Origin of the sequence: Paenibacillus azoreducens, assembly GCF_021654775.1 — a bacterium.
Lineage (GTDB): Bacteria > Bacillota > Bacilli > Paenibacillales > Paenibacillaceae > Paenibacillus_AQ > Paenibacillus_AQ azoreducens.
The window spans coordinates 3,467,745-3,491,923 of sequence record NZ_AP025343.1 but is presented as its reverse complement, the minus strand read 5'-3'; the positions used below and the strand labels follow the sequence as shown (position 1 = coordinate 3,491,923).

General features: G+C 46.4%; 16 protein-coding genes and 1 pseudogene. 12 read left to right on the top strand and 5 right to left on the bottom strand.

Annotation, left to right across the window (positions count from 1 at the left end):
- Nucleotides 1-27: 27 nt before the first annotated feature.
- From L6442_RS15330 to L6442_RS15280, 12 genes and pseudogenes are all read left to right on the top strand, one after another.
- Nucleotides 28-2,379 (top strand): M60 family metallopeptidase, encoded by a 2,352-nt coding sequence (locus tag L6442_RS15330; protein ID WP_212977942.1) that lies wholly within the window; start codon nt 28-30, stop codon nt 2,377-2,379.
- 33 nt (nt 2,380-2,412) lie between these two features.
- Nucleotides 2,413-4,863, top strand: a complete 2,451-nt coding sequence (locus L6442_RS15325) for a glycoside hydrolase family 2 protein (protein WP_212977943.1) — start codon at nt 2,413-2,415, stop codon at nt 4,861-4,863.
- A 342-nt stretch (nt 4,864-5,205) separates the two neighbouring features.
- Nucleotides 5,206-5,382 (top strand): annotated as a pseudogene (locus L6442_RS33095) (NPCBM/NEW2 domain-containing protein); the annotation flags it as partial.
- Between the two features lie 543 nt (nt 5,383-5,925).
- Nucleotides 5,926-7,596, top strand: coding sequence for a type 2 periplasmic-binding domain-containing protein (locus L6442_RS15320; protein WP_212977944.1), 1,671 nt, complete (start codon nt 5,926-5,928; stop codon nt 7,594-7,596).
- Between the two features lie 75 nt (nt 7,597-7,671).
- Nucleotides 7,672-8,625: an ABC transporter permease gene (locus L6442_RS15315; RefSeq protein WP_212977945.1), complete on the top strand. Its 954-nt coding sequence runs from the start codon at nt 7,672-7,674 to the stop codon at nt 8,623-8,625.
- 14 nt (nt 8,626-8,639) lie between these two features.
- A complete protein-coding gene (locus L6442_RS15310) occupies nt 8,640-9,536 on the top strand; it encodes a carbohydrate ABC transporter permease (RefSeq protein ID WP_237100328.1) in 897 nt (298 codons plus the stop codon).
- A 46-nt stretch (nt 9,537-9,582) separates the two neighbouring features.
- Entirely contained in the window at nt 9,583-11,379 is a 1,797-nt protein-coding gene (locus L6442_RS15305; protein WP_212977946.1) for a glycoside hydrolase family 36 protein, read from the top strand.
- Between the two features lie 3 nt (nt 11,380-11,382).
- Nucleotides 11,383-12,744, top strand: a complete 1,362-nt coding sequence (locus L6442_RS15300; protein ID WP_212977947.1) for a glucosidase family protein — start codon at nt 11,383-11,385, stop codon at nt 12,742-12,744.
- An 18-nt stretch (nt 12,745-12,762) separates the two neighbouring features.
- A complete protein-coding gene (locus L6442_RS15295; RefSeq protein WP_237100327.1) occupies nt 12,763-13,794 on the top strand; it encodes a LacI family DNA-binding transcriptional regulator in 1,032 nt (343 codons plus the stop codon).
- A 324-nt stretch (nt 13,795-14,118) separates the two neighbouring features.
- Nucleotides 14,119-14,397: an ArsR/SmtB family transcription factor gene (locus tag L6442_RS15290; protein WP_212977948.1), complete on the top strand. Its 279-nt coding sequence runs from the start codon at nt 14,119-14,121 to the stop codon at nt 14,395-14,397.
- Nucleotides 14,398-14,496: 99 nt separating this feature from the next.
- Nucleotides 14,497-14,880, top strand: a complete 384-nt coding sequence (locus L6442_RS15285) for a VOC family protein (RefSeq protein ID WP_212977949.1) — start codon at nt 14,497-14,499, stop codon at nt 14,878-14,880.
- A 483-nt stretch (nt 14,881-15,363) separates the two neighbouring features.
- A complete protein-coding gene (locus L6442_RS15280; RefSeq protein ID WP_237100326.1) occupies nt 15,364-16,392 on the top strand; it encodes a LacI family DNA-binding transcriptional regulator in 1,029 nt (342 codons plus the stop codon).
- 402 nt (nt 16,393-16,794) lie between these two features.
- Here L6442_RS15280 and L6442_RS15275 read toward each other — a convergent pair whose 3' ends face one another.
- The 5 genes from L6442_RS15275 to L6442_RS15255 form a co-directional block, all read right to left on the bottom strand.
- Complete coding sequence (locus L6442_RS15275) at nt 16,795-18,009, bottom strand: Gfo/Idh/MocA family protein (protein WP_212977950.1); 1,215 nt, start codon at nt 18,007-18,009, stop codon at nt 16,795-16,797.
- 15 nt (nt 18,010-18,024) lie between these two features.
- Nucleotides 18,025-20,247 carry a hypothetical protein gene (locus tag L6442_RS15270; RefSeq protein ID WP_212977951.1) on the bottom strand — a complete coding sequence of 741 codons (2,223 nt, stop codon included), beginning with the start codon at nt 20,245-20,247 and terminating at the stop codon, nt 18,025-18,027.
- Between the two features lie 88 nt (nt 20,248-20,335).
- On the bottom strand, nt 20,336-21,910 hold the full coding sequence (locus L6442_RS15265; RefSeq protein ID WP_212977952.1) for an ABC transporter substrate-binding protein: 1,575 nt from the start codon (nt 21,908-21,910) through the stop codon (nt 20,336-20,338).
- Between the two features lie 52 nt (nt 21,911-21,962).
- Nucleotides 21,963-22,850, bottom strand: coding sequence for a carbohydrate ABC transporter permease (locus L6442_RS15260; RefSeq protein ID WP_212977953.1), 888 nt, complete (start codon nt 22,848-22,850; stop codon nt 21,963-21,965).
- Between the two features lie 211 nt (nt 22,851-23,061).
- Complete coding sequence (locus L6442_RS15255) at nt 23,062-24,036, bottom strand: ABC transporter permease (RefSeq protein WP_212977954.1); 975 nt, start codon at nt 24,034-24,036, stop codon at nt 23,062-23,064.
- Nucleotides 24,037-24,179 lie beyond the last annotated feature (143 nt).

Here is a 24,179-nt window from a genome sequence, read left to right as displayed (position 1 = left end):
TTCATCTAAACTAGGAGGCTGTTCAAAATGACCATAACCAACGCAATATTTGTAGACCAGCAAAAGGATTACGAACGTTTCCATCGTGATGTTACAGCACTTCCCGCATTTGTGAGAAGCGGCGGGGTAACTGCGATCGGAGAATCCGCATTTTCGGTATGGATAAATCCTGAGTCGAACCCGATTATCGCAGCGGCTCGTTACGGCAAAGGGCGCGTTGTTGCTGTCGGCAACGAGTTGTATTTTAATTTGCTCGAAACGGAGCAATCGGAATGCGGTTTGCTTGTGCGGAACATATTGCTTTGGCTGACGGAAAGAGGCACGGGGGCAGATGGAGGTGCAGCAGATAGTCTTTACCAAGATGCGCTAGACGGCAAAGGAGCACTGAAGCTTGCAACAACATCCGACACGCTTGCGGCAGGTGCTTCGTTTCCAGTGGAGCTGGTCAAAGTCGACCGCTGGTCGTCTTTTACGCTAGATCCTAAAGAATATCCGGTTGCATATGTAGATGCATCCATCGACGATGCCGACGTGCCCGTTCTCGAAGCGTATATCCAGCAGGGCGGCAGCGTTGTAGTTGCGCAAAGAGGATGGTTGCTCTGCTCCCCGCCGGCGGAAGCCTTTCAAAGCAGGGCTCACGACCGTGCGGTGCGTTTGGGTGATTATCCGTTGCAAAAGTTGCTGAACCTGGTTGGATTATGTTTGCTGGACAGCGTCGCGCAGTGGTATGTGCGGCCAGGCGATACGCTGCCAGAGCAGACGTTCGAACAGGTAAAAGCTACCCACACACTGCAGTTGTTCGACCAGGCGATGGCGATTGAACGCGGCGAATTCTCGTTCGATGACCTGAACGTCGGCAAACCAGGAGCAAGCGTAGAGGACAAAGTCAGAGTAATCACTGCCATAGTGGAAGGCACGATTCGTTCCCTTTCGGAGGAATCACCGCTGCTGAAAGTCATCCAGGACGAGGCGAAAAAAGCGAAGCCGATGCCGATGCCGTTCGACAAAGCGAAGCAGCCTTATACCGCGGCGGTGTTATCGTATATGTTCCAGCAAGTTACGCTTGATCCGGACAACGTCAAATCGCCGTACGTGGACGTATTCCCACGGAGCGTTGGAGAGCAGGCCAAGCCGGTGTACGATCAAGTTGTTGAGATTGATTTCGGCTACTTAGATTTAAGCTATATGCGCATGCTGAGCGCCCCCCTAAATTGGCGCAGCACCGGACTGTACGCAGCGGCAGGTAAAGTCGTGACGGTGGATGTGCCGGAAGGGACTGAATACTTGGACGTGCAAATCGGCGTACATACGGACAATTTGTGCGACACCCCTAAATGGGACCGAGCCCCGATCGTTGCGCTGAGGCAGCGACTAAAGCCGGGAACCAATCGAATAAACAGCCCTTACGGCGGGTTGATTTACCTGATTCCGGCTAAGCCGAAGGCAGGCGCGAAAGTAAATGTGACGATCCACGGGGCAGTACGTGCGCCGTATTTCGTGCTCGGTCAAACGACCGAGCAGGAGTGGAACGAAACGATCAGGCATTATCCAGTGCCGTGGGCCGAGCTGCAGAGCAATCGCATCATCGTAACTGTGCCGGCAGACAATATCCGCGAGTTGGACCGGCCGGAGCAGCTTATGCGTAAATGGGACGAAATCGCCGATCACTACGACAGACTTGTCGGCGTTGCGCCGGATCGGCCGTTCCCACATCGGAGTCCGGATAATCCGCAGCGGTTTGTCGCTGACATACAGATTAGCGCGGGATGGATGCATTCCGGTTACCCGATCATGTTCTTTGAAGGGGTCACTGCTCAAGAAGCAGTCGACGTCGACGTGATTCAGAAGAATGCTTGGGGGTTCTGGCACGAGCTCGGGCACAATTACCAACAAATCCCTTGGTTCTGGGATCCGATCATCGAAGTAACCGTCAACCTGCATTCGATTCATATCCAGTCGTTGTACGGAAACCGCTCCCGTTTGTTCGAAACTGGCAAGGATGGCAAAACGTATTACGATCGGGCGCTTGAATTTACGAATAGCGATTATACGAACAAAAATTTTGAAGATGTCGGCTTTTTCGAACGACTTGTCATGATTAAGCAGCTGCAAATGGCCTTCGGATGGAAGTTTTACACAGATTTACATATCGCTTACCGCGAGCTTCCGCTTGATCAGGTTTCCATGGACGAAGAAGATGACGAACCGCAGAAGGTCGATCTTTTCGTGTTCATGACTTCCAAGGTGAGCGGCCGTAACCTGCTGGAGTTTTTCGATCGGTGGGGGCTGCATTTTTCAGAGCAGGCAAGAGCCGCGGTGGAAGCGCTTGGCCTGCCGCAGCCGGAAACGGAAATCTGGAACGCAATGGAAGCGAGCTAAACGATTAGGGAATAAAATGGTTTGGAGGCAGAAATGATGAATTTCTATACAGAGGGAAGAAAAACTTTGAATTTTAACAGCAACTGGAAGTTTATTCGCGATGACCTGGCAGGAGCCGAGCAAAAGCATGTTTCGGATGAAAATTGGGAAACCGTCTGTTTACCGCATACGCCGCAAATCGAAACGGTTCACGTCGATCTGCATTTTCAAGGGATATGCTGGTATCGCAAGCATTTTACCGTATCCGAGGAAGATGCGGAAAAAAAGCTGTTTATCGAATTCGAAGCCGCTATGCACGTGGCTGATGTATGGATCGACGGAAAATATAAGATGAACCATAAGGGCGGTTATTTGCCGTTTACGATCGATATTACCAACGACGTTAAAACTGGGGTTGACCATGTCATTGCTGTCCGGCTGGACAACCGGGATAACGGGAAAATCCCTCCCGGAAAACCGCTGTCCAGCTTAGATTTTTCCTACTTCGTCGGGCTATACCGTAACGTGCATCTGCATGTGACAGACAAACTGCACGTCACCGATGCGGTTTATGCCGGAATCAAGGCGGGTGGCGGTGTCTTCGTCTGGTATGATGATGTATCGAAAGAGGCAGCAACGGTCCGAGTGCAAACTCACGTAGTAAACGAACATGACACTGGAAAACGCGTAAAAGTGGTTACATCGCTTTTTGACCAGGAAGGTCGGGTGGCAGCATCGGCAGAAGGCCAGGCCGAAACTGTTGCCCCCGGTTGCGATCACGCGTTCACCCAATCGCTGACGGTGGTGGATCCGCGGCTTTGGCACCCGTACAGCCCTAATTTATACAGTTTGCGGACTCAAATCTGGAATGGCGATCGGATCGCTGACGAAAAGTATACCCGGATCGGCATCCGAAGTATCTCGTTTAGCAAATCGGGCGGATTTACGATCAATGGCGAGCGGCTTGTCATTCGTGGAACGAACCGGCATCAGCAATTCCCTTACATCGGCAACGCGGCATCGAATAATGCCCATTATCGCGATGCAGTGAAGCTGAAGGAAGGCGGGTACAACTTCGTAAGGCTCGGTCATTATCCGCAATCGCCGGCTTTTCTTGACGCGTGTGACGAACTGGGGCTTATGGTTGTCGAACCGGTTCCCGGCTGGCAATATTGTGAGGAGGGGGAGTTTCAGGACATCGTCCGGCAAAATATTCGCGACATGATTCGGCGCGATCGGAATCGCCCCTGCGTGATCATGTGGGAGGTTAGCCTGAACGAAACATACCCTGGTCGCAGAGGGGCGACGGATGAATTTTTTCACGAATGCCATCTGATTGCTCACGAAGAATACCCGGGGGATCAAATGTTTACATCCGGAGATACGATTGGACGGGTAAATCCCGCTTATGTCAATTTCGACGTGCCGTATACCATGTGGAACGATGATAACTTAAGCCGGCCGCTCGAAGAAGTCCTGCCGGACAAAGGCGGATTCGACCGGGAATACGGAGACTACGAATTCGGCGGCCATGAGAGTACGAGTCGGGTACCGCGCGGTGCGGACGAGGAGAAGCTGCTGCTGCAGGCGTGGAACTATCAATGGTCGCTCAACCGCAATCGCGGAAACCGCTGGTCGCTTGGCGACGCCTCGTGGCTCGGTATCGATCATAATCGCGGCTGTTACCCGTGGGTAGCCGAATGCGGCGCACTCGATACGTTCCGCTTGCCGAAATATGTTTATTATTTTTACCAGAGCCAAAGAAGACCGGATATTGCTTATGAGCATGTGGACTGTGGCCCGATGGTATATATCGCAAACCGTTGGACTGAACGGACCTCCCCGGCCAAGGTTGTCGTTTTCTCTAACTGCGATGAAGTGGAGCTTTTCGTAAACGGGCATTCGGTCGGCGTAAGAAAGCCCGATCAAGGACCGGATACGGAATATGGCGAGCGTATTACGGGGTACGAAGTGGATTACTGGCTTACTGACGAAGAACAGCATAAGTGGAAGAATGACGGTGTACAAGGAAAAACGTATGTTGGTGACATGAGGGTATTCCCGTATGACGGAGGCAATTGCCGTAATTTAGAGCGTGCGCCGTTTACGTTTACCGAAGTAAAGTATGAACCGGGCGAGTTGAAAGCAATAGGACGGATTGGCGGTAAGGAAGTAACGGAATGCGTGGTGCAGACTCCTACGGAGCCGAAAAAACTTAACATTCGTTTCGATATAAGTGGTAAAGCGCTTGCCGCCGACGGTTCCGATTTTGTCTTTGCATATGCCGAGATTTTGGATGCTAACGGCACCGTGGTGCCTTCGGCTAGCAACGAAGTTCTCTTTAAGGTTGAAGGCCCTGCAGTCGTTGTTGGTGAGAATCCGGTTCGTGCAGAAGCCGGTATCGCAACGGTATTGCTGCAATCCCATTCAGCGCCCGGCAATATTGCCGTGACAGTCGTTTCCAAAGGGCTTGAATGGACTGTCGGCCGAATCGCCAGTGTATAAACTGATCGTAGTCCTTCGGTTATAACGTGATAATTTATTCGAACTAGAGCGGCGGCATCATGCAAAGATGTCGCCGCTCATTTTGCACCGATACTGCTTTCCTATTCTTGACAATCCAATTCGGTGAGCGAAAGAGCGGTGCTTGCATCTAGTGCGGCATAAGAACAGGAGAGTTGTAACTCTGAATGTGGCTAGTGATAGGGTATTTTGATTTCTCCAGCCCTTTGGTCGGTTTGTTATGGATGAATAGCCGGAGAAGTATGCTGAACGATATCGAACTAACCTTCAGCGGCGTTTTTTTACTTCCTAGCCTCAGCTACACCCTATAGCTTCACCGTCAAAGCAAAGGATGCTGACGGCAGCAAAATATTCGACAGCGGCATCATAAATAATGCCAGCTCCCCTCAAGCGATAGACGTCAGCGTAAACGGTGTGAACGAATTGGTGCTGACGGTAACCGACGCAGGCGACGGCATCAACAGCGACCATGCGGATTGGGCCGATGCGAGGCTGCAATAAGAAAGTAAAGCTCTGGTTCAAAATTCCTGAGGTTAGGTATTCCCCTGTATAAAGCAAACAAAATAAGAAGACAAAAAACCAACGATTGTTGGTTTTTTGCTTTTTTAATGAATTGGAGAGAGCGAAAACAGAAACCGACGAGCCAAGATAAAGCCTTTCATAATAAAAAATGAAACGATAATATTTAGTAAATAAAATTCATTAAATTCAGTAAATATTGCGAAACGGAGATATTGAAATTGATATGCCGAGCACCGTTTCCAGATCTGAACGATAGTATTATCAAAAACAATGCCAACTTTAGCAACGATTTTTTATTTTTATTTATCCATAATTTCTATTGATTATGCGAAATGACGATGGTAAAATAACCTCAATAAATTTACTAAATAATACAACATAAAGGTTTTGTATTTAGTAAATTTAGTGATATTTAGATCATTCATAAACTGAGGTGATGTCAGCAGAGTACTATGAATTGTGTTGTAATATTTACTCTAACAATAGTTTTGTAAGCGGATTCAAATTGAGGGAGGTCCATTTGTGAAGAAATCCTTGATGCTGTTATTTACCGTTATTTTTTCATTGTCAGCGCTTGCCGGATGCGGCGGATCAAAGCCGGAACAGGAAGCAGATGGAGATAAGCAGACCGACACGGGCCAGAAGACTGAAAAAAAAGTCAATGAATTCGGTTGGGAGGTTCCCGAAAAAACGATCGAGATCAATTTCTATTCCGGACAGGATAATCCGGATAAAGTCAACAAATACCAGGCGGGGCTTCAGAAGTACATTCTCGAGAAATTTAATGTAAAACTGAACAATATCGTATACGATGTGGACCAAAAGGAAAAAGTGAACCTCATGCTTGCAAGCGGCGATTACCCGGAAGTGATTACGAATCTGACCGAGTCACAGGCTCAGCAGTGGGTTAACCAAGGCAAAGCAGTGGAAATTGGACAATATATGGACAAGTACGGCGGCAACATCAAGTCTCAGCTGGAGCCATGGTTCAAATCGTATTTTAGTCAAGACGGCAAGCTTTACATGCTGCCGAAGTTTTGGGGAATGCTGCCGATCCCGGATTTTTCGGCCCATATTCGGAATGATTGGTATACGGCCATGGGATCGCCGAAATTTGAAACGCCCGAGCAATATTACGACATTTTGAAGCAAATGCAGGCTGCGCATCCGAAGAACGCAAAAGGCGAAAAAACGTATGCGCTTTCAGGAATAGCGCCCGTTACAACGAATATGGTACCGACGCTTGCCGGCATGTGGGGGCTTCAGAACGGTTATAAAGTCAGTCCGGAAGGAGATATGACTCATTGGGTAAATACGCAGGAAGGCCTCGAGCTGACGAAATTCATGAATCAAATTTACCGTGACGGCTTGCTTGATCCGGATACGTTCGTTAACAAATTCGATGAATGGAAGGCGAAATTCTCTTCTGAACGTATCATGGGACACATCGGATGGTGGTGGCAGTCGTGGAACGCGGGGCATGAAGTATGGCAGAAAACGAATAAGGATTGGAAAGAAGACCAGCGATACTTGCAGGTGGCCTTGAAAGCTGCTGGTGTAGAAAAAGCCTACTTATCCCCTAAAAATGCACGCGGCGGTACATTCACGATTATTACGGATAAGGCGAAACATCCGGAGGATATCGTGAAATGGATGAACTTTTCGATTACGGACATGGGGACACGTCTGATTGGTTGGGGCGCCCCGAACCAGCCTGATTCAGTTTGGAAATTCGAAAATGGCAAATGGAGCTGGGTAGAGGAAGCTAAGCAAGCGATCATTAACGCGACATGGAATTATGAAAAAACCGACATGCTGGGTCAGGTGTACCTGATGTTGGTTGAAGGCCAAGGGACCATGAAAGACGACGGCAAGAGTACCCTCTGGTTCGACCAGAACTTTAACGACGAAGCCAAGTGGAAGAAAATCATGAACGATAACTTGAAGGATACGATCTACGATAACTCGATGGGCTCGATTACGATCCCGGCGAATGATCCGCTTCTCATCACGAAGCAGCAAATCGACGACCAGTTAGAAACGCTGTGGGCAAAAGCCGTTATGAGCAAAACGGAGGATGAGATGACGAAAAACTTTAATGATATGAAGGAAAAACTGAATAGCGCTGGACTGCATGACATCGAGAAATACAGATCCGACGTGTATAAAGATCGCATGAAGAACTGGAAATAACGCAAATGAGCCGGGGGGAAGGAAGCCTTCCTCCCGTTTCGGAAAATTTTTGACTTTAGAAAGAGGGTGGCCAGGATGAACGCCGGAGTCGTACATACACCAACACAACGAAAATCGCGATTCGATCTTATCAAGCGGACCTTATATAAGGAGCGCCAGTTGTGGTTGATCAGCATTCCCATGATCATATGGGTGGCTATCTTTTGTTATCTGCCGATGTATGGAATCATCATCGCTTTTATGAACTACTTTCCCGGCAAACCGATACTCGGGAGTGAATGGGTAGGTTTTTTGCATTTTAAAACATTTTTCCACTCTCCCGATTTTTGGCATGTGCTCCGCAATACGCTGGCAATCAGCGGGCTCGGCATCGTATTCGGTTTTACGGCGCCCATCGTATTGGCCCTGCTGCTCAATGAACTGCGGGGAAGAATCTTTAAACGCTTTGTTCAGACGGTATCGTATTTGCCGCATTTTATTTCGTGGGTAGTTGTAGCCAGCATTTTGTTTGCCACGTTGGGCAATGAAGGATTCGTGAATGACATGCTGATGAGGCTTGGTTTTATCGACAAACCGATCGCCTTCCTGGGCGAAGGCAAGTACTTTTGGGGCGTGCTGACCACAACCAATATATGGAAGGATGTCGGTTGGTCCACGATTATATACTTATCCGCGATCGCCGGCGTGGATTCCGAACTGTTTGATGCGGGTAAAGTGGACGGTCTGGGGCGGTTCGGTATGGTGTGGCATATTATACTGCCAAGCATTCGTCCGACCATCGTATTGTTGTTTATTCTCGGGATCGGCGGCATTTTGAATGCAGGCTTCGAGCAGCAGCTGCTGATAGGTAACTCGCAAACAAGGGAATATCACGAAGTTATCGATACGTATGCCTATAAGTACGGAATTCAGCTAGGCAATTATTCGTACGGCGCAGCGATCGGATTATTGAAGGGCGTCATCTCGCTTGTGCTAGTGCTCACTGCGAACCGTATCAGTAAAAAAGCGCTGGATACTTCGATTTTATAGGGAGGCGGACAACAGTGAATCCGACAACAGTAAAGCCCGGCATCGGCAGTCGTATTTTCGATGCGTTTAACATTGCATTTATGATTGTGTTTATGTTTCTGATGTTGTATCCGTTTGTAAATTTGCTCGCGATCTCCCTGAATGACGGAGTGGATGCCGCTCGGGGCGGAATCTACTTTTTTCCGCGGGTTTTTTCGCTGGATTCCTATATGTTCTTGCTGAAAAACGAAAAGCTGTTTTCAGGCTTATGGGTTTCCGTCTTACGTGTAGTTGTTGGAACCGTCACCTGTGTATTCATGACCGGACTTCTTGCGTACATCGTTACGATCCGCAACTTTTCCGGAAGAAAATTCATGCGCATATTGTTCCTGATCACGATGTATTTTGGCGGCGGGTTGATTCCTACTTATTTGCTGATGGTTAATCTCGGGCTGACCAATACGTTTAACGTATATTGGATACCTGGCCTTCTCAATGCGTATTACATGCTTCTGATGGCATCATACATGCAAGGTTTGCCGGAGTCGTTGTTCGAGTCCGCGCGGATTGACGGCGCTTCCGAACTGCGCATTTATGTCAATGTCGTGATCCCTATTTCCATGCCGGTATTCGCCGCTATTGCCGTTTTCAGCTCTGTTGGCCACTGGAATTCATGGTTTGACGTAATTTTGTACAATTCGAACGGGAAGTGGGATACTCTCCAAACGTATCTCCGCAAACTTCTGCTTGAGGTGGAGGCATTGCAGCAAATTCAGGACGCGCAGGCGGCTTATTCGAAATATCGCAATATATCCAGCAATACGCTGCGTGCTGCCGTAACCATGGTCGTTACGCTGCCGATCGCATGCGTGTATCCATTCTTGCAAAAATATTTTGTCGGCGGCATCACGCTGGGGGCCGTGAAAGGCTAGTAAACATCAAATCAAGAAGAAAAGTGTAAAAATGGAGGGGACTACTGTGAATCTAATCAAGATAGAACAAAGCAGGTTAAATACCGGGACATATCAATTTTCGGTTCTTGGCGAGGATCATCCGTTTCAAATTTCATTGTCATCTCAAAACTTCAGCGACGGTATCGAGCTGCTGCATATTCGTTTGGAAGCGGATGCTCCAGTGCAGCCGTCGCCCGTTGAAATCGTATGGCATATTCCCGCTGTTGACATTCATGGTTATTGGCATCCAGCCGCATACCGGAATCGGCGCCTTCATGTGGATTGGGAGCGTGAGCTTGTCTCTAAGGCAACATATTCTGCTCCTGTGGGCTGCCTGTTTAATACGATGGGCCGGAACCGGTTGACTTTCGCCTATTCCGATGCGTTAAACGCGGTTGGAATGTTGGCGGGGGTGCATGAGGAAACGTCGGTATTCAAGTGTTCGGTGAAGCTGTTCACGGAGCCGATGGCTCCGATCCGGACGTATGAAGCCGTTCTTCGCCTGGATGCGAGAGATATACCTTATTATGAAAGTCTCAATGAAGTACAGCGCTGGTGGGCATCCCTTCCGGGATTTGAACCGGCACCCGTTCCGGAAGCGGCAAAGCTGCCCGTATATTCCACATGGTACAGTTTCCATCAAAAACTGAATCCCGAGGAAGTTGAAAGGCAATGCCGCCTTGCACAAGATCTTGGATGCAGGATGGTCATTGTCGACGACGGATGGCAAACCTCCGATAACGCCAGAGGGTATTCGTATTGCGGGGATTGGCTTGTTTGCGCAGAGAAAATTGCCGATATGCGGGCCCATGTCGAACGCGTGCATGCGATCGGCTTGAAATACATGTTATGGTATTCCGTACCGTTTGTTGGAATGAAAAGCGATGCCTGGCACCGGTTTGAACATAAAATGTTGACCGTGTTTGAAAATCTTGGTGCCGGAGTGCTTGATCCAAGATATCCCGAAGTTCGCGAATATACGATCGGACTTTATGAAAAGGCCGTTCGCGATTGGGATCTGGATGGATTTAAGTTGGATTTCGTGGACAGCTTTTATGCGACGGAAGAGACCAAAGACAAAAGGGATCCCGAGATGGACTTTACTTCCGTACCGGAAGCCGTTGACCGGTTGATGAGCGACGTGATTACAAGGTTAAAGGCAATCAAACCGGATATCCTGATTGAATTCCGCCAGAACTATGTCGGACCATTGATGAAAAAATACGGGAATATGCTTCGGGCTACCGATTGCCCCAACGATGCCGTCGAGAATCGTATTCGGACGATAGATGTCAGACTTCTCAGCGGCGACACTGCGGTCCATTCGGATATGATCATGTGGAATCCGAATGAGCCATTGGAAAGCGCCGCGCTGCAGCTGATTAATATATTGTTTTCCGTACCGCAAATTTCCGTAAAGCTGGACCAAATCCCGACAGAGCATTTGGAAATGGTATCCTTTTGGTTGTCTTTCTGGCATGAGCACCGCGATGCCTTGATTGAAGGAGAATTTAAACCGGGCAAACCGGACTCGCTGTATGCTACCGTCTGTGCGGAAACGGCGGAGAAACGGATTATATGCGCATATGATGATATGGTGATCCGCGTCGGAGTTCAAGTCCCGGAAAGTCTTATTGTCGTGAACGGCACGTTTCATGCGCGGCTGGTTCTTGAGATCGCCGAAGATATGGGAGCGGCCGAAGTAGAAATCCGCAACGTCCGTGGTGACGTGGTCGATTCCTACAAGATGAACTTCAGCGCAGGCATTCACAGCCTTCAGATTCCGGGTGCCGGTCTTGCCTTGATCAAAAGAGAGGTGTAATAAATGAATACGCTGCCCATCGGCCATATCACTTTCGATTCCTCCAGCTCCGAGTTAAATGAAACCTTTGAATGGGCTAAAAAGCAAGCCCTGTTGTACGCCCATGCCGATGATCCGGTCGGACCATGGTATGAGGCCGCTTTGCCCGGGAGGGACGCATTTTGTATGCGTGACGTAGCTCATCAAAGCACTGGAGCGCATTTGCTGGGATTGCGGGAACATAACAAGAACATGCTATACCAATTTGCCAGGCATATTAGCGCAGACAGAGATTGGTGCTCCTATTGGGAAATTACAAAGGATGGAGTTCCTGCACCTGTGGATTATGAAAATGACGGTGACTTTTGGTATAATTTGCCTGCTAACTTCGATTTGGTCGACTGTTGTTTACGGCAATTTCAGTGGACTGGAGATAAGGATTATATTGAAAAACCCGAAATGCTCTACTTTTATGACCGTTCGGTAACCGACTATGTTAGATGTTGGGATAAAGATGGCGACGGGCTGCCAGAACATTATGTCCACTACGGCCGAAGAGGGATTGCTTCTTATGTGGAAGACGGCCTTCATCCGCTTGTGGGCGGTGATCTCGTGGCGGCGCTTTATGCCGGGTACCGCGCGTATTCTCAAATCCAGACGCTGCGCGGCCATCAAGATCTTTCACATAAATATACCCAAAAGGCTGCACATATCCGCGAGAAATATAATCAAGAATGGTGGAATGAGAAGGCAGGACGTTTTAACGGAGCAATAATGCAGGATGGTTCGCCTTATACGGCATATTACGCTTCAGCCCATTATTTGCCTTTATATTTCAGTTTGGTGAAGAAAGGTGTTCGGATGAATTCCGCGCTGCTCGATGTAGTCAAACATGGCGGAAACAATGTAGAGGAACGTTCTTATTTAGCGGAAATCTATTACAACTATGGATTGCATGAAATCGCATACTCAATGCTGCTGGATCTCTCCTCGCCACATACGTCGAGACGGTCATATCCTGAAGTGTCCTACAGCGTTATCTCTTCTATAATCACCGGAATGATGGGCATGGCTCCGAATGCGGCTGATCGGGTATTGGTGACTTTGCCGCGTATAAATCCCTTAGAATGGGCTACGGCGATGAATGTTCCTTTATGGGAAAATGAAATTCACCTGACGCATAGAAACAACCAGGAAAGCATCTTGGTAAACGCCTCCGGTTCGGGATTTGTTTGGGAAGCCCGTTTTCCGGGCGAATGGGGCGCATTGTCCGTAGATGGCACTGAATGTCAAGCGGAGGTTCAGCATGTTTATGGCTCTGGAACCGTCAGTTCAATTCGCCTCTGCGTGGAACCGGGCCAGAAAATAGTCGTAGGGGTAGTGTAGTAACCCCAAGGAAAGTGTGTGATTCTTATCGCCACCATAAAAGAAATTGCAAAAATAGCAAAGGTATCGAGTTCCACCGTTTCACGGGTCTTAAGCAAGGATTATTCCTTCAACGTATCGGAAGAAACCAGAAGAAACATCCTCGAGATCGCCAAATCATTAAACTATCGTCAAAGACCAAGCAAAAAACAAAACGAATTGAACATAAAAAAGAACTGGAAAATCGGTTTGTTAATCTGGTGCTCCGAGCAGTTTGAATTTTCCGATCCTTTCTACATGTCCATCCGGCAAGGGATCGAAAAGGAATGCACCAAACAAAGCGTGACGATCCAACGAATATACCGTTGGATTGATGATACCAGCCCTGAAATCGAATTTTCGGATATAGACGGGTTGATCGTTGTCGGCAAAGTCGAGATTAGCCTGGATCCAAAACGGCTTCGCCCGAATTTCCCTATCATTTTCGTGGATTACAGGTCCTCCGATGAGCATGATTCCGTTCGGTTTGATATTTCCGAGGCAGCCCGTAAGGCGATGGAGCATCTGCTGAAGTTAGGGTACACGGAAATCGGTTACATTGGAGGAAGAAGTTACATCAAAACACCGGACGGGATTGAGTTTTACCAAGACGAACGGCAGAAGACATATCAAATGATGTTGGAAGAACGCGGGCTGTTCAAGGAAGAGAGCATGTTCATAGGCAGTTGGGGAGCAGAAGAAGGGTACAGGTTAATGAAGGAAGCCATAGAAAAAAGCAATCTTCCAAGGGCTTTTTTTGTGGCCAGCGATCTCATGGCAATCGGCGCTTTGCGGGCACTGCATGAATCGGATATTAAAATTCCGGAACAAGTAGGGATAACCAGCATAGACGGAATTGATGTATCCAAGTACGTCAATCCTCCACTTACAACAGTCAAAGTGTATACGGAAGAGATGGGATGCACGGCCGTGAAGCTGATGATTGACCGCCTGACTGGCAGGGACTATTCATTGCATGCGAATGTAGCTACAGAGTTGATGGTTCGGGAAAGCTGCGGGAAACTCGTTTGATAGTGAATGGATTAGTCCGCTGCTAATCTGAAAGTATAAAACCTGTTGATCTAGTAGAAACTAGATTAACAGGTTTTTTTATTGGCTCTGTTTAACGTTGTTGTTGATATTTAGATATATTTCCAATACGTCAATGCGCTGCATTCCCGATTAAAAAACTGGATAGAGAATCCGTTCATGTAAGTTGGCGGTATTTAACATGGGGTTCAAACTACAATTATGTGACTTTAACTTGTTAAGATTGCATGACAAGGTTTCTTTATCATGCAACCATAAAGTTGTTTATACTTGACAGGCAACCTTTGAGTTGCTTATACTCGATATATGGATAGAAACAAAGACGCTATATTCAAAGCACTTGGCGACTCGACTCGGCGGCTGATGTTAGATGAGCTATCCGAACGCAGCGAGCTGACGTTGTATGAACTTACGGCACGACTCATTATGAAGCACGACCTTTCCATTTCGCGACAGGCGATTGCTAAACATCTTTCTGCATTGGAAGATGCAGGGCTCGTAAAATCAAAAAAAAAGGGAAAATATCGAGTGATTATATTCAACAACGAACCACTTAAAAATTTGCTGAAAGGATGGGTAGAGTAATTTTAATTAAAATTTCCGAAGAATGTATGGGTTTTTCTGATTGGAGCCAGATTGTTAGCAAAGCACCAAAGTCGCAAATATCAAAGGAGGCAAAACATTATGAAAATCATTGTTACCAGTATATTCGTTCAAGATCAAGACAAGGCATTGGAGTTTTATACAAAAACGCTGGGCTTTGTAAAAAAGCATGACGTTCCCGTCGGAGAATTTAGATGGATAGCGCTCGTTTCTCCCGGTGAGCAAGACGGTACCGAGCTTTTACTCGAACCGAATGACCATCCTGCAGCCAATGAGTATCAAAAGAAGATATTTGCCGATGGCATTCCGGCAACGATGTTTGGCGTTGCAGATATTAATAAAGAGCATAAACGATTATTGGAAAACGGCGTGAATTTTACAATGGAGCCAACAAAAATGGGCGAACTCACAATAGCTGTCTTCGACGATACATGCGGCAACCTTATTCAGATTGTGCAGAAGTAACTTCATGATGAAGTATCTTCGTGCTAAACGACTTTATTGGCAAGTTTTAAGTTCGGCGAAGTGTTCTTTATCAAAAATCAAACAACTTTATCTTAACCCTGTCCTATTTTTAGGATGGGGTTATACATTTATAAGGTCTTTAATTAAATGAGATTTGTTTAAAAAACGGAAATTCAAGCCATCCAATTGAGGTGGCTCATTCTTTGGAGAAAATCAACAATAACTATTAACAGAGCCTTTTCTATTCATAGAAGCTAAAAGTTTTCAATTGAGCTGAACATTCTATATTCGCAAGAAAAACTACTGGAACGCTGCCTTCGCTTCTTGGCAAGATCGTCGGTAGATGTTTTTCTGACATGAAAATATCGGCAATTCAGTTCGCAACTTGGAATTTAAAAAGGTATAATTAATGATGTACATAGGAGTCCATATCCAGGAAAGACAATTCCGGGGATACAGTTTGAGTATAGTGATGGAAAGTGTGTGATTGAGATAGCTACCATTAAGGACATTGCCGAATTAGCGCAGGTATCGAGCGCGACTGTTTCCAGAGTGCTCAATAACGATCTTTCTTTTAATGTGCCGGAAGAGACAAAAAATAAAGTTATTGAAATTGCCAAGAAACTGAATTACCGCAAAACAGAGCGTAAGCGTAAAACTAAGGAGCAGCCTGATATTAAAGTGGGTCTCCTTATTTGGTGTTCGGAGCAGTTGGAGTACTCCGATCCGTATTACTTGTCTATCCGCCTCGGCGTGGAACGGGAGTGTCTCAGACGCGGAATAGAGATTCACAGAGTATTTCGCTGGGTCGAAGGTTCAAGTCAAGATATGGATTTATCCGATTTGAACGGTATGATCGCAATTGGAAAAGTAAACACTTCGTTTATTACGAATTCCAAGGACCCGAATTTGCATGTGGTTTCCGTGGATCATATTAGCTCCGATCAATGCGACGCCGTCGTGTTTGATTTGGAAAAGGCGGCAAAACAGGCAATGGAACATCTTTTTGAACTGGGTCATGAAAAAATCGGTTACATCGGAGGAACAAGTTACGTCTTCTCTAAAGATAATAAGCAGCATTATATTGATGAACGGCAACAAGCGTATCGTTTTCTAATGATGGAGAGAGGTTGGTTTCGGGACAAAGATCTCCATACAGGGGGATGGGGGACGGATGCGGGATATCAGCAAATGAAATATGCCATCGAACAAGGCGATATTCCTTCAGCCTTTCTAATTGCCAGCGACCCGATGGCTATCGGAGCGCTTCGAGCTTTGGATGAGTTCGGTTTAAAAGTTCCTGAGGATGTCGCAATCGTGAGTATCGACGACATAGATATAGCACAATATGTCAACCCTCCTTTAACGACAGTGAAAGTCCTGTCTGAAGAGATGGGGACGACCGCGGTAAAGCTTTTAGTAGACAGAATCGAAAGTGGTAGAGAAGCAGCACTTCACGTTACCGTTCCTACCAAGCTTGTTATCCGCAAAAGTTGCGGGGCTAATTCCTGATTGTTGGAATGGGCGTATTCCCTGTCTTGTAATACTCTGTTCATGTTCCGATCACATTGATGCCTTAACATCATCGATGAGGCATGGTCGAACACTGGTAGTGGAAAGTTTGAAGTTCGCAACAACTGTTGGTGAAGGAACGCAGTCAACGCAGTCATAATATTTTTCCTTATGATGTTTGTCTTTACAAGTCCAGAATTTTGTATTGATTTGAAAGGGGCAATTTATATGGCTGAAGTATTGCCGCCTAAAACATGTTCCATTGATCGTCTAATCACACGAAAAGAAGATGTCGCTAAGGTGGAATTCCGCGAAATCGAAGGGAACTGAATAAAGCTTGGGGGAACCCAAGCTCTTGGTCATATTCGGCTATTAACGTGTCGCACCTTTTTTTCGTTTGATTTATAAAGTGATGGGATAAAATTGATCGCTTTCGGAAGAAGCTTTGGCCTGCAGACACACAAGGGCGCTGCGGATGCCGTCTTTCAGAGGGGCAACGGATTGGGTGGTTTTGCCTTGCATCAGGTGTACAAAATTGCGCATGAGTACAATATCACCGCCGCCATGACGCGAACCTTGATCATCAAGACGCACGGCGGTTACTTTGTTGCTCATGTGGTCAAATACCTTGATTTCATTCGTGACAAAATCGAATTCTACGGTGCCTTTGTAGCCGTACAGCCTCGCACCACGTCGCCCGGCGCCTTTGCGGGCAAAGAAGTTCTGCGAATACATGGCGTGCATGCCGCTCGCATATTTTACAATCATGCTGCCGGAGTCTTCGTTTCCGGTGTCTACTGCAAAGCCGCAATAATCGCTGCGCGGAGTGTCATTGCGCAGATTTATGATATTGTAAGTGCTGTCCATGCAGGTTTCCCATTTGTCGCATTCGCTGCAGCGCAGGCCTGCTGGCATATCGCCTTTATAAATCTGTTTGGACTTCATGGCACAAACTTTTACAGGTTCTTCACTGAGCAGATAGTTGATGACATCGATATCATGCGTTGCCTTTTGCAGAAAAAGTCCCTTCGATACAGACTCATCGCGGTACCAGTCATGGAAATATACAAAACCATAGGTTACATCGTTGAACGCCTGTACATGTTCCACCTTGCCAATCGTGTCAGCATCGAGAATGCGCTTTACTTCCTGAACCAGCGGTGTGACACGCAGCGGAAAAGAAACAACCGTCGGAACCGTTGCTTTCGCTTCGCACTCGGCTAGAATTCTCAGATCCTCCATCGAAGTAGCCACCGGTTTTTCCAAAAATAGCGGCAGGTTGCGATTCAGCACTTTTTTAGCGAAATAAGTATGCGTGCTGCAGTTCGTACCAACGATCACGCCGTCCAACTTCTCTTTATCCAGCATTTCGTCTGCATCCGTATAAAAGTTAATGGTATCTGGATTCATTTCGCAGCTTCGCATAAGTCCGTCGATTTTATCGATTTCCATGTTGTGCATCGTTTCTTGTGAGCCGTCTTTTTTCATCAAAGCCCGCACGCGTTCGTGGTTGGTATCCGTTACTGCCTTGATGCAGACTTCATAAGGCAGTGCGAACAAATCGTCCATTAACATGTCGATCCGCACGCCATATCCGATAATACCAATATTCAACATAAGAAAATCCTCCTGCTATTTTTTCAGTTCAAATTGTATCCGTTGTCCGGCTGAAAGTGGAACGGTTTTCATTTTTTCAAAGTAGTTATGCGTTACATGCTTTGTGTCTGTACGTTCGTCAGCAAGCAATGTGACCATTGTGGCGTATGCCGTTGGGTTATACATTTCGAGCAAAACAGAATCTGAATTCCACTCTGTAACATAACATTCGACATGGTCAAAAACTTGCAATATACGGCTTGTAAAATCCACATAGACGCCCGGTACTTCCACAAAGGTAAGCAGCATGGAAACCTCTGGCCAGTTGGAACCATAGAGGAACTCCCCAACGGTTTCTTTACCTTCCCAGTCACTTGTCTGCACGCGCTCGTTCATATAGCCTGCAGGCAAATATTTCTTTTCGAGCGTATATTCCGGGTTTTCAGCCAGAGATACAAACTGCGGTAAACTGTGGGCAATGGCGCAAAGTTGGTGCAGATATTTCACGCTGCCCGTAAAGCGGTACAGCTTGAGGAGACTGTTGCCTGAAAGGGTGCAGATTCCCGGCGCAGAGTGTTTATTCTGTGCGTTGGCAAACACCGTGCCGCTGCTGTGCACACCGCGCTTTGCAGCGGTACTGTGCACAGGGAACACAAAGTCATAGCTCATCACCCAAGTCATGGCAATTTCGCAGGTTTCCTCGGCATAAGCGAGCCAAATGCTTTTTTTCGTCGTTTCAAACAGCTGTACGTAGCTTTCCAGCATTGCGAACGCCGCCTCGCTGTCCGGTGCCTGACAGATTTCGCCGGGACAGCCGTTCAGCATCCCTTTTTTGACATAGTTGCGGTAATAATACTCACCGAGCTGCTCTGCAACATCGCGATATTCCGTACATTGAAAATATTCGCTTGCGAGCGCCAGTGCGCCAACAGCCATAGATGCTCCGGCAGAATTGCCCACCAATATTTTTTCTGCAGCAATATCAATAAACTGTCCGAGCTGGCCGTGTTTTCGGAACAGCCGCACAAATGCATCGCAAAGGGCCTTTACTGGCTGCCCAAACTCTATCGTGGAATGTCCGTTATTCGAAAGCCAGAATAGTTGTTTCAGCACGAAATAAAGCAAATCGGCATTTTTTCGTACCAGCAAAATAGTGTCAAGATTAATGTCGCCGCCGTCGCCATAAAATCTTCCGTTTCCATACATGCCAAATACCCATCCGCTAGGATGCTGCAAGCGTGAAAATATAAAGCGGAGAGTTGAAAGGGCACGCTGCTGTGCCTCGGACGTATCTTCCACTAAAAACGGATAACAGTTGATGCCTCCGCCAATCCAGCCAGCCTGCCAACACTGTTGAGGTATATTCCAGTCGGTTCCTACAGAGTAATATCCTTCTTTTGTAAAGTTCTCTCTTTGGTATTTTTCTTTGATACTTGTATATGCCTTATAAAACGGTACGTTATAAAAATTCGTCGGGTTCTCCAGAGTGATTTTTGCGCCGTTTACCAGCTTAAAAAAGTCCGATAAAGATATTTGATGCCAATGAAAAATGCAGGCAGTCAGAGTAAACGTATCACCTTGTTTGAACAAAGCGCCAGTATCATGCGAAGGAGCTGAGGCGTCTGGACGAAAGCCTTTTCCATCATTTTGATCCCCGAAAAAATATGCTTTAGTTTCACGTACCCCCGGAACAGAAAGCACAAAAGAGGCCTCACGATCGGTTTGATTTTCATGTACTGTAAAGCCCGTATAATAACTGCTGCATTGATGTTCTCCCAATAAAACCGAACCGGATTGGCGGTTAAAATCATAAAACCCGCATAAAGGAGATGCCATATCACCAGAGAGTAAGGAAATTTGAGATTGCATCTTCTCAAAATCCAGATGGGGGATACTCGTAATGACTTCGGCATCCGCATAAGAGCAATTTTCCGCAGGTTGATAGTAAGGCGGATATTGAAGAGGCATGCTTACAAAGCGATTGCCGTTATAAACCGCGCCGGGCATCAACACATAATTGTCTTTTTTCCATTGCTCCGTTTCCATAGAAAATGAAAAATTCACCGGATCGGTTGTATCTTTATGAAAAGACAAGGTAATATCCACTCGTTGCCCATGCGGAAGTAGTTGCGTTACAATCGAAGCACTGCAAGGAACCTTTGAAAAAGTATATTGATTGTTTTCCAGATTCACCGAAACTTTTTCACAGTCTAACACTTCACTGCCAGTAAAAGATTTACACATTAGAGAATAGCGCATACCGGATTCCTCTCAATCAGTCATATTAGAATAGAAATCCGGTGTACTTTAAGACGCAACACACCGGATTTCACAAGGAAATGGGAAATTATTTATTTGCTCTCCAGGCGTCATATTGAGCCTGCTTCTCTTTGATGATGTCCTCCACGCCGGCAGTTTTCAGGCGCTTGAGGAATTCGGGTAATGCTTTAGCGGGATCTACCGAGCCGGAGCTGAGTGCCGGAATAATCTCACTGGTAACTGCAGCGCAGTTTGCAACCTGAGTTTTGACAGGAGTAGGGTCGAATACAAAGCCCGTTACTGGTGAAATCTCTGCTGTTTTGTCAGCTTCATAGACAAATTTTTGGGTCTCTTTTTGAGTTTCACCATCTTTGTTCTTGTCATAATTAGCACGGTTGAAATTAGGGCTGTAAGATTGACCCATTTGCCATTCGTTAAAGTTGAAATTGTATTTTCCTTCAATCATAGTGAACTTGCCATTTTCATCGTATTTGTAGTCAACGCCTTCTTCACCGAGCGTAATCAGTTTGTACAGTTCATCGTTGGTGTTGAGCAGCTCAACCAGCTGCAATGCTTTTTCAATGTGTTTTGAGTTGGAATTGATCGCAATAGCTGCAGTAGAAGCAGCGCCCGCAGGAATCATAGTGCGAGTGGTGGAAACGGACACTGCAGGAGCATTACCTGCGCTTTTAGTCATAGACATATTGCTGGCATCAGGGTTACCTGGATAGTCGATACTGTCCGGCCAGCTGCCAGTTTTCTCAGCGACAAATTTGGCTGCTTTACGGTCAGGAGAAGTATCTTTTACCGTGGCGCCATCTTTACGCACATAACCTTTGTTATACCAGTCGCGCATAATTTCACAGTATTTAGCGAATTCCGGGGTCTCAAACTGGTTGATGACGGTGTCTGGTTTGTCAAGATTAATCCAGCCAGGGATGCTAATATCCCCTACGGATTCCATGTTCCATAACAGCGGATTGCTGGCATACAAGCTTTCAACGGAGCTGGTTTCAAACCCGATCATTCCTTGGTGTTTTGCCAGAGCATCGCCAAGGAAAGGTCCGATCTTTTCGAGTACCTCAATTGTAGGCTTGCCTTTTAAGGCTTTCCAGTCAAAACCTGTTTCATCTACAAGATCAGAACGGAATTTAAAGCCCTCTCGTTTGGCAGTGCCCCACTGTTGATAGTTCACGAGTCCATAGATCTTGCCATTTACTTTAACGCCTTCCCACAGTCCTTTAGGGATACGTGAATAAGTTTGCGGTGCATATTTAGGAAGGAGGTCAGTCAGGTCGGCATAAGCTCCTTTGGCGGCGTTTTCAAAGAAGTTGATGCCACCCCAGTTTGCAGTGAAGGAGAGATCCCAATCGTCGCCTGAATTGATCATTAGGTTCATTTTCTCGGCATACGTACTGCTGTCTACCAGAACCAGATTCAGTTTTGCGTTGATTTCTTTGGTAATGATTTCGTTAGCTTTCTTCATGACGCGGTCAAAATCATTGACAGGGCTGTTCATCATGTAGAAGGTGAGCTCAACCGGTTTATCTCCTCCTGTGTCGGTTTCTTTCTTGGAAGAGCCCGAGTCTTTCTGTCCGCAACCGGCCAGCATCACTGTAAACAGCATCGTTACAGACAACAAAATCGCGGAAAATCTTTTCATTGTCGTTTCCCCCTATGATTTATTTAATTTTCCGGGTTGGTTTCCGGTAAAATTACTCTTTCACAGCGCCTATGGTCAGGCCCTTTTCAAAGTACTTCTGCAATAAAGGATACAGCAAAATAATCGGACCGATGGCGAGTACGCAGGTTGCCATGCGCGCGCCTTCGCTTGGCAGCATGCCAAGAGCTGACTCCATCGACTGTGAAGCTTGCGCGTTCGACTGTAAATATCCGATATTGTTCATTAAAGATTGAAGCAGATATTGCAAGGGGCGTAGCTTAGGTGATTCGATGTACAATGAGGCGGTCATCCAGTCATTCCAGTATGCAATGGCTACAAACAAACCGATGGTCGCCAGCGACGGTTTGGACAGCGGAAGCGCAATCTTGAAAAACGTGCGGATTTCACCCGAACCGTCTATACGCGCCGACTCAATCAGTGAATTCGGAATCGTGCGGAAGAAGTTTTTCATAATAAGCACGTTAACCGTCGACACCAGATAGACGATAATCAGCACCCAGATGGTATCCTTCAGATGCAGGATGCGCGTCAGCAAAATGTACTGCGGAACGAGACCACCGTTAAACAGAACCGGAAGATATACAAAAAAAGTGAGTGCTTTGCGATAAGTCACTTCGGGACGTGTCAATGAATACGACAACATGGAAGTAATCAGCAGATGCAAAAACGTACCAACAACGGTCACAAAAATCGTAACTGCATATGCATTTAAAATGGAGCTCGCTCCGCTGAATACATACTTGTAAGCTGCTGCGCTGAACTCTTTGGGCCAGAAGTGATACCCGTCCAGCATCAACGATTTTTCGCCAGTAAACGATATGGATACAACCAGAAGCAGTGGAACAATGCAGGCCAGGCTCAATATAATGAAAATAAGATGAATTGCTAGTTTTGAAAAATGTAGCTTTCTCAGAAGCATGGATTTCCCTCCCAAGTAAAAACGGCGTTAAGTCTATTTTTTAGACATCATCCGTTTCTGCAGATCGATCAGAAACTGCAGACTCCATCCCTTCTGAAGATATCAGAAAGTATAAACTTCGCGGAGTCGGCTTCCTGATGTCGCAAGAAAAACTTCCGCTAAATGCGGTCTGTCTTCTTAGAGGTACGTCGATAGACGTTTTTCTTATCGATTAAAATAGTGCACTGTCGGGATCTTTCTTTTTAATGATGTAGTTAGAGATCAACACAAGGAAGAAACCAACTACCGATTGATATAAACCAACTGCCGACGCCATACCGTAATCATTCACCTTTTTCAGCGAGCGGAATACAAGTGTATCGATCACGTCTGTTGCTGGGTAAAGAGCACCTGCATCATTCGGAAGCGTGTAGAATCCATTCCAATCGCCTAGACCACCATTGAATAATTTACCAACCCAAAGCAGTGAAAGAACAATGATTGTCGGTTTCAAAAGCGGCAATGTGATGTGCTTAATTCGTTGCCAATTTGAAGCACCGTCTAGCTGGGCAGCTTCATAATAATCAGGGTTAATCCCGGCAATCGCCGCTACATACAGCACCGAATAGTAACCAACATTCTTCCATAGGTAGGCAATTGGCATGATGATGCGCCAGTAAAACGGCTCACTGTACCAGTAAATGGCTTCTCCGCCGTTTGCGGTAACCATGTTGTTGACAATACCACGGTCAACGCTCAGCAAGCTGAACAGAATGTACTGGATAACAACCCATGAGAGAAAGGTTGGCAGCAAAATCGAACCTTTATAGGTAGCAGAAACGACTTTGTTTTTTACTTCACTTAATAGAATAGCCAGTGCCAATGCGCAAAGCGTAACAGTAACAGCCTCTAGTAGATTGTAAAAAAGCGTATTGAAGGTAACGGTTCGTGCTGCTTCGGATTTAAAGAAAAACTCAAAATTTTTGAACAGCGGATCCATCCATGGACTTCCGAAAATACCATCGCGTGGATTATAATTCTTGAAGGCAATGATAACGCCAGCCATCGGAATGTAAAATAAGATCGTTATAAAGATTAAACCCGGCGCCATCATGAAATAGAAAGGTGCCTGACGACGCGCGCTGCGCAATGCTCTGTAGGATTTACTCTTGTGAGATTTGTGAGATAGATTTGTAATCGCCTTCATTTGTTTCCCCCCCTTTCTTTGCATTGTTAGCATGTCTGATATCACTGTAGCCAAGAGAGGGAAGCTTGCTCAACAAACAAATATGTTATTCTTTTTGTTTTTCAACACAAGGCGTCTCTAAAAACTAACGATTTCTACAAAGT

Bases quoted from the DNA above. Each gene is read 5' to 3' on its own strand.
- L6442_RS15315 (WP_212977945.1), top strand. From the start codon at position 7,672: ATGAACGCCGGAGTCGTACATACACCAACACAACGAAAATCGCGATTC.
- L6442_RS15285 (WP_212977949.1), top strand. From the start codon at position 14,497: ATGAAAATCATTGTTACCAGTATATTCGTTCAAGATCAAGACAAGGCA.
- L6442_RS15290 (WP_212977948.1), top strand. From the start codon at position 14,119: ATGGATAGAAACAAAGACGCTATATTCAAAGCACTTGGCGACTCGACT.
- L6442_RS15260 (WP_212977953.1), bottom strand. From the start codon at position 22,850: ATGCTTCTGAGAAAGCTACATTTTTCAAAACTAGCAATTCATCTTATT.
- L6442_RS15265 (WP_212977952.1), bottom strand. From the start codon at position 21,910: ATGAAAAGATTTTCCGCGATTTTGTTGTCTGTAACGATGCTGTTTACA.
- L6442_RS15300 (WP_212977947.1), top strand. From the start codon at position 11,383: ATGAATACGCTGCCCATCGGCCATATCACTTTCGATTCCTCCAGCTCC.
- L6442_RS15255 (WP_212977954.1), bottom strand. From the start codon at position 24,036: ATGAAGGCGATTACAAATCTATCTCACAAATCTCACAAGAGTAAATCC.
- L6442_RS15325 (WP_212977943.1), top strand. From the start codon at position 2,413: ATGATGAATTTCTATACAGAGGGAAGAAAAACTTTGAATTTTAACAGC.
- L6442_RS15330 (WP_212977942.1), top strand. From the start codon at position 28: ATGACCATAACCAACGCAATATTTGTAGACCAGCAAAAGGATTACGAA.
- L6442_RS15270 (WP_212977951.1), bottom strand. From the start codon at position 20,247: ATGCGCTATTCTCTAATGTGTAAATCTTTTACTGGCAGTGAAGTGTTA.
- L6442_RS15275 (WP_212977950.1), bottom strand. From the start codon at position 18,009: ATGTTGAATATTGGTATTATCGGATATGGCGTGCGGATCGACATGTTA.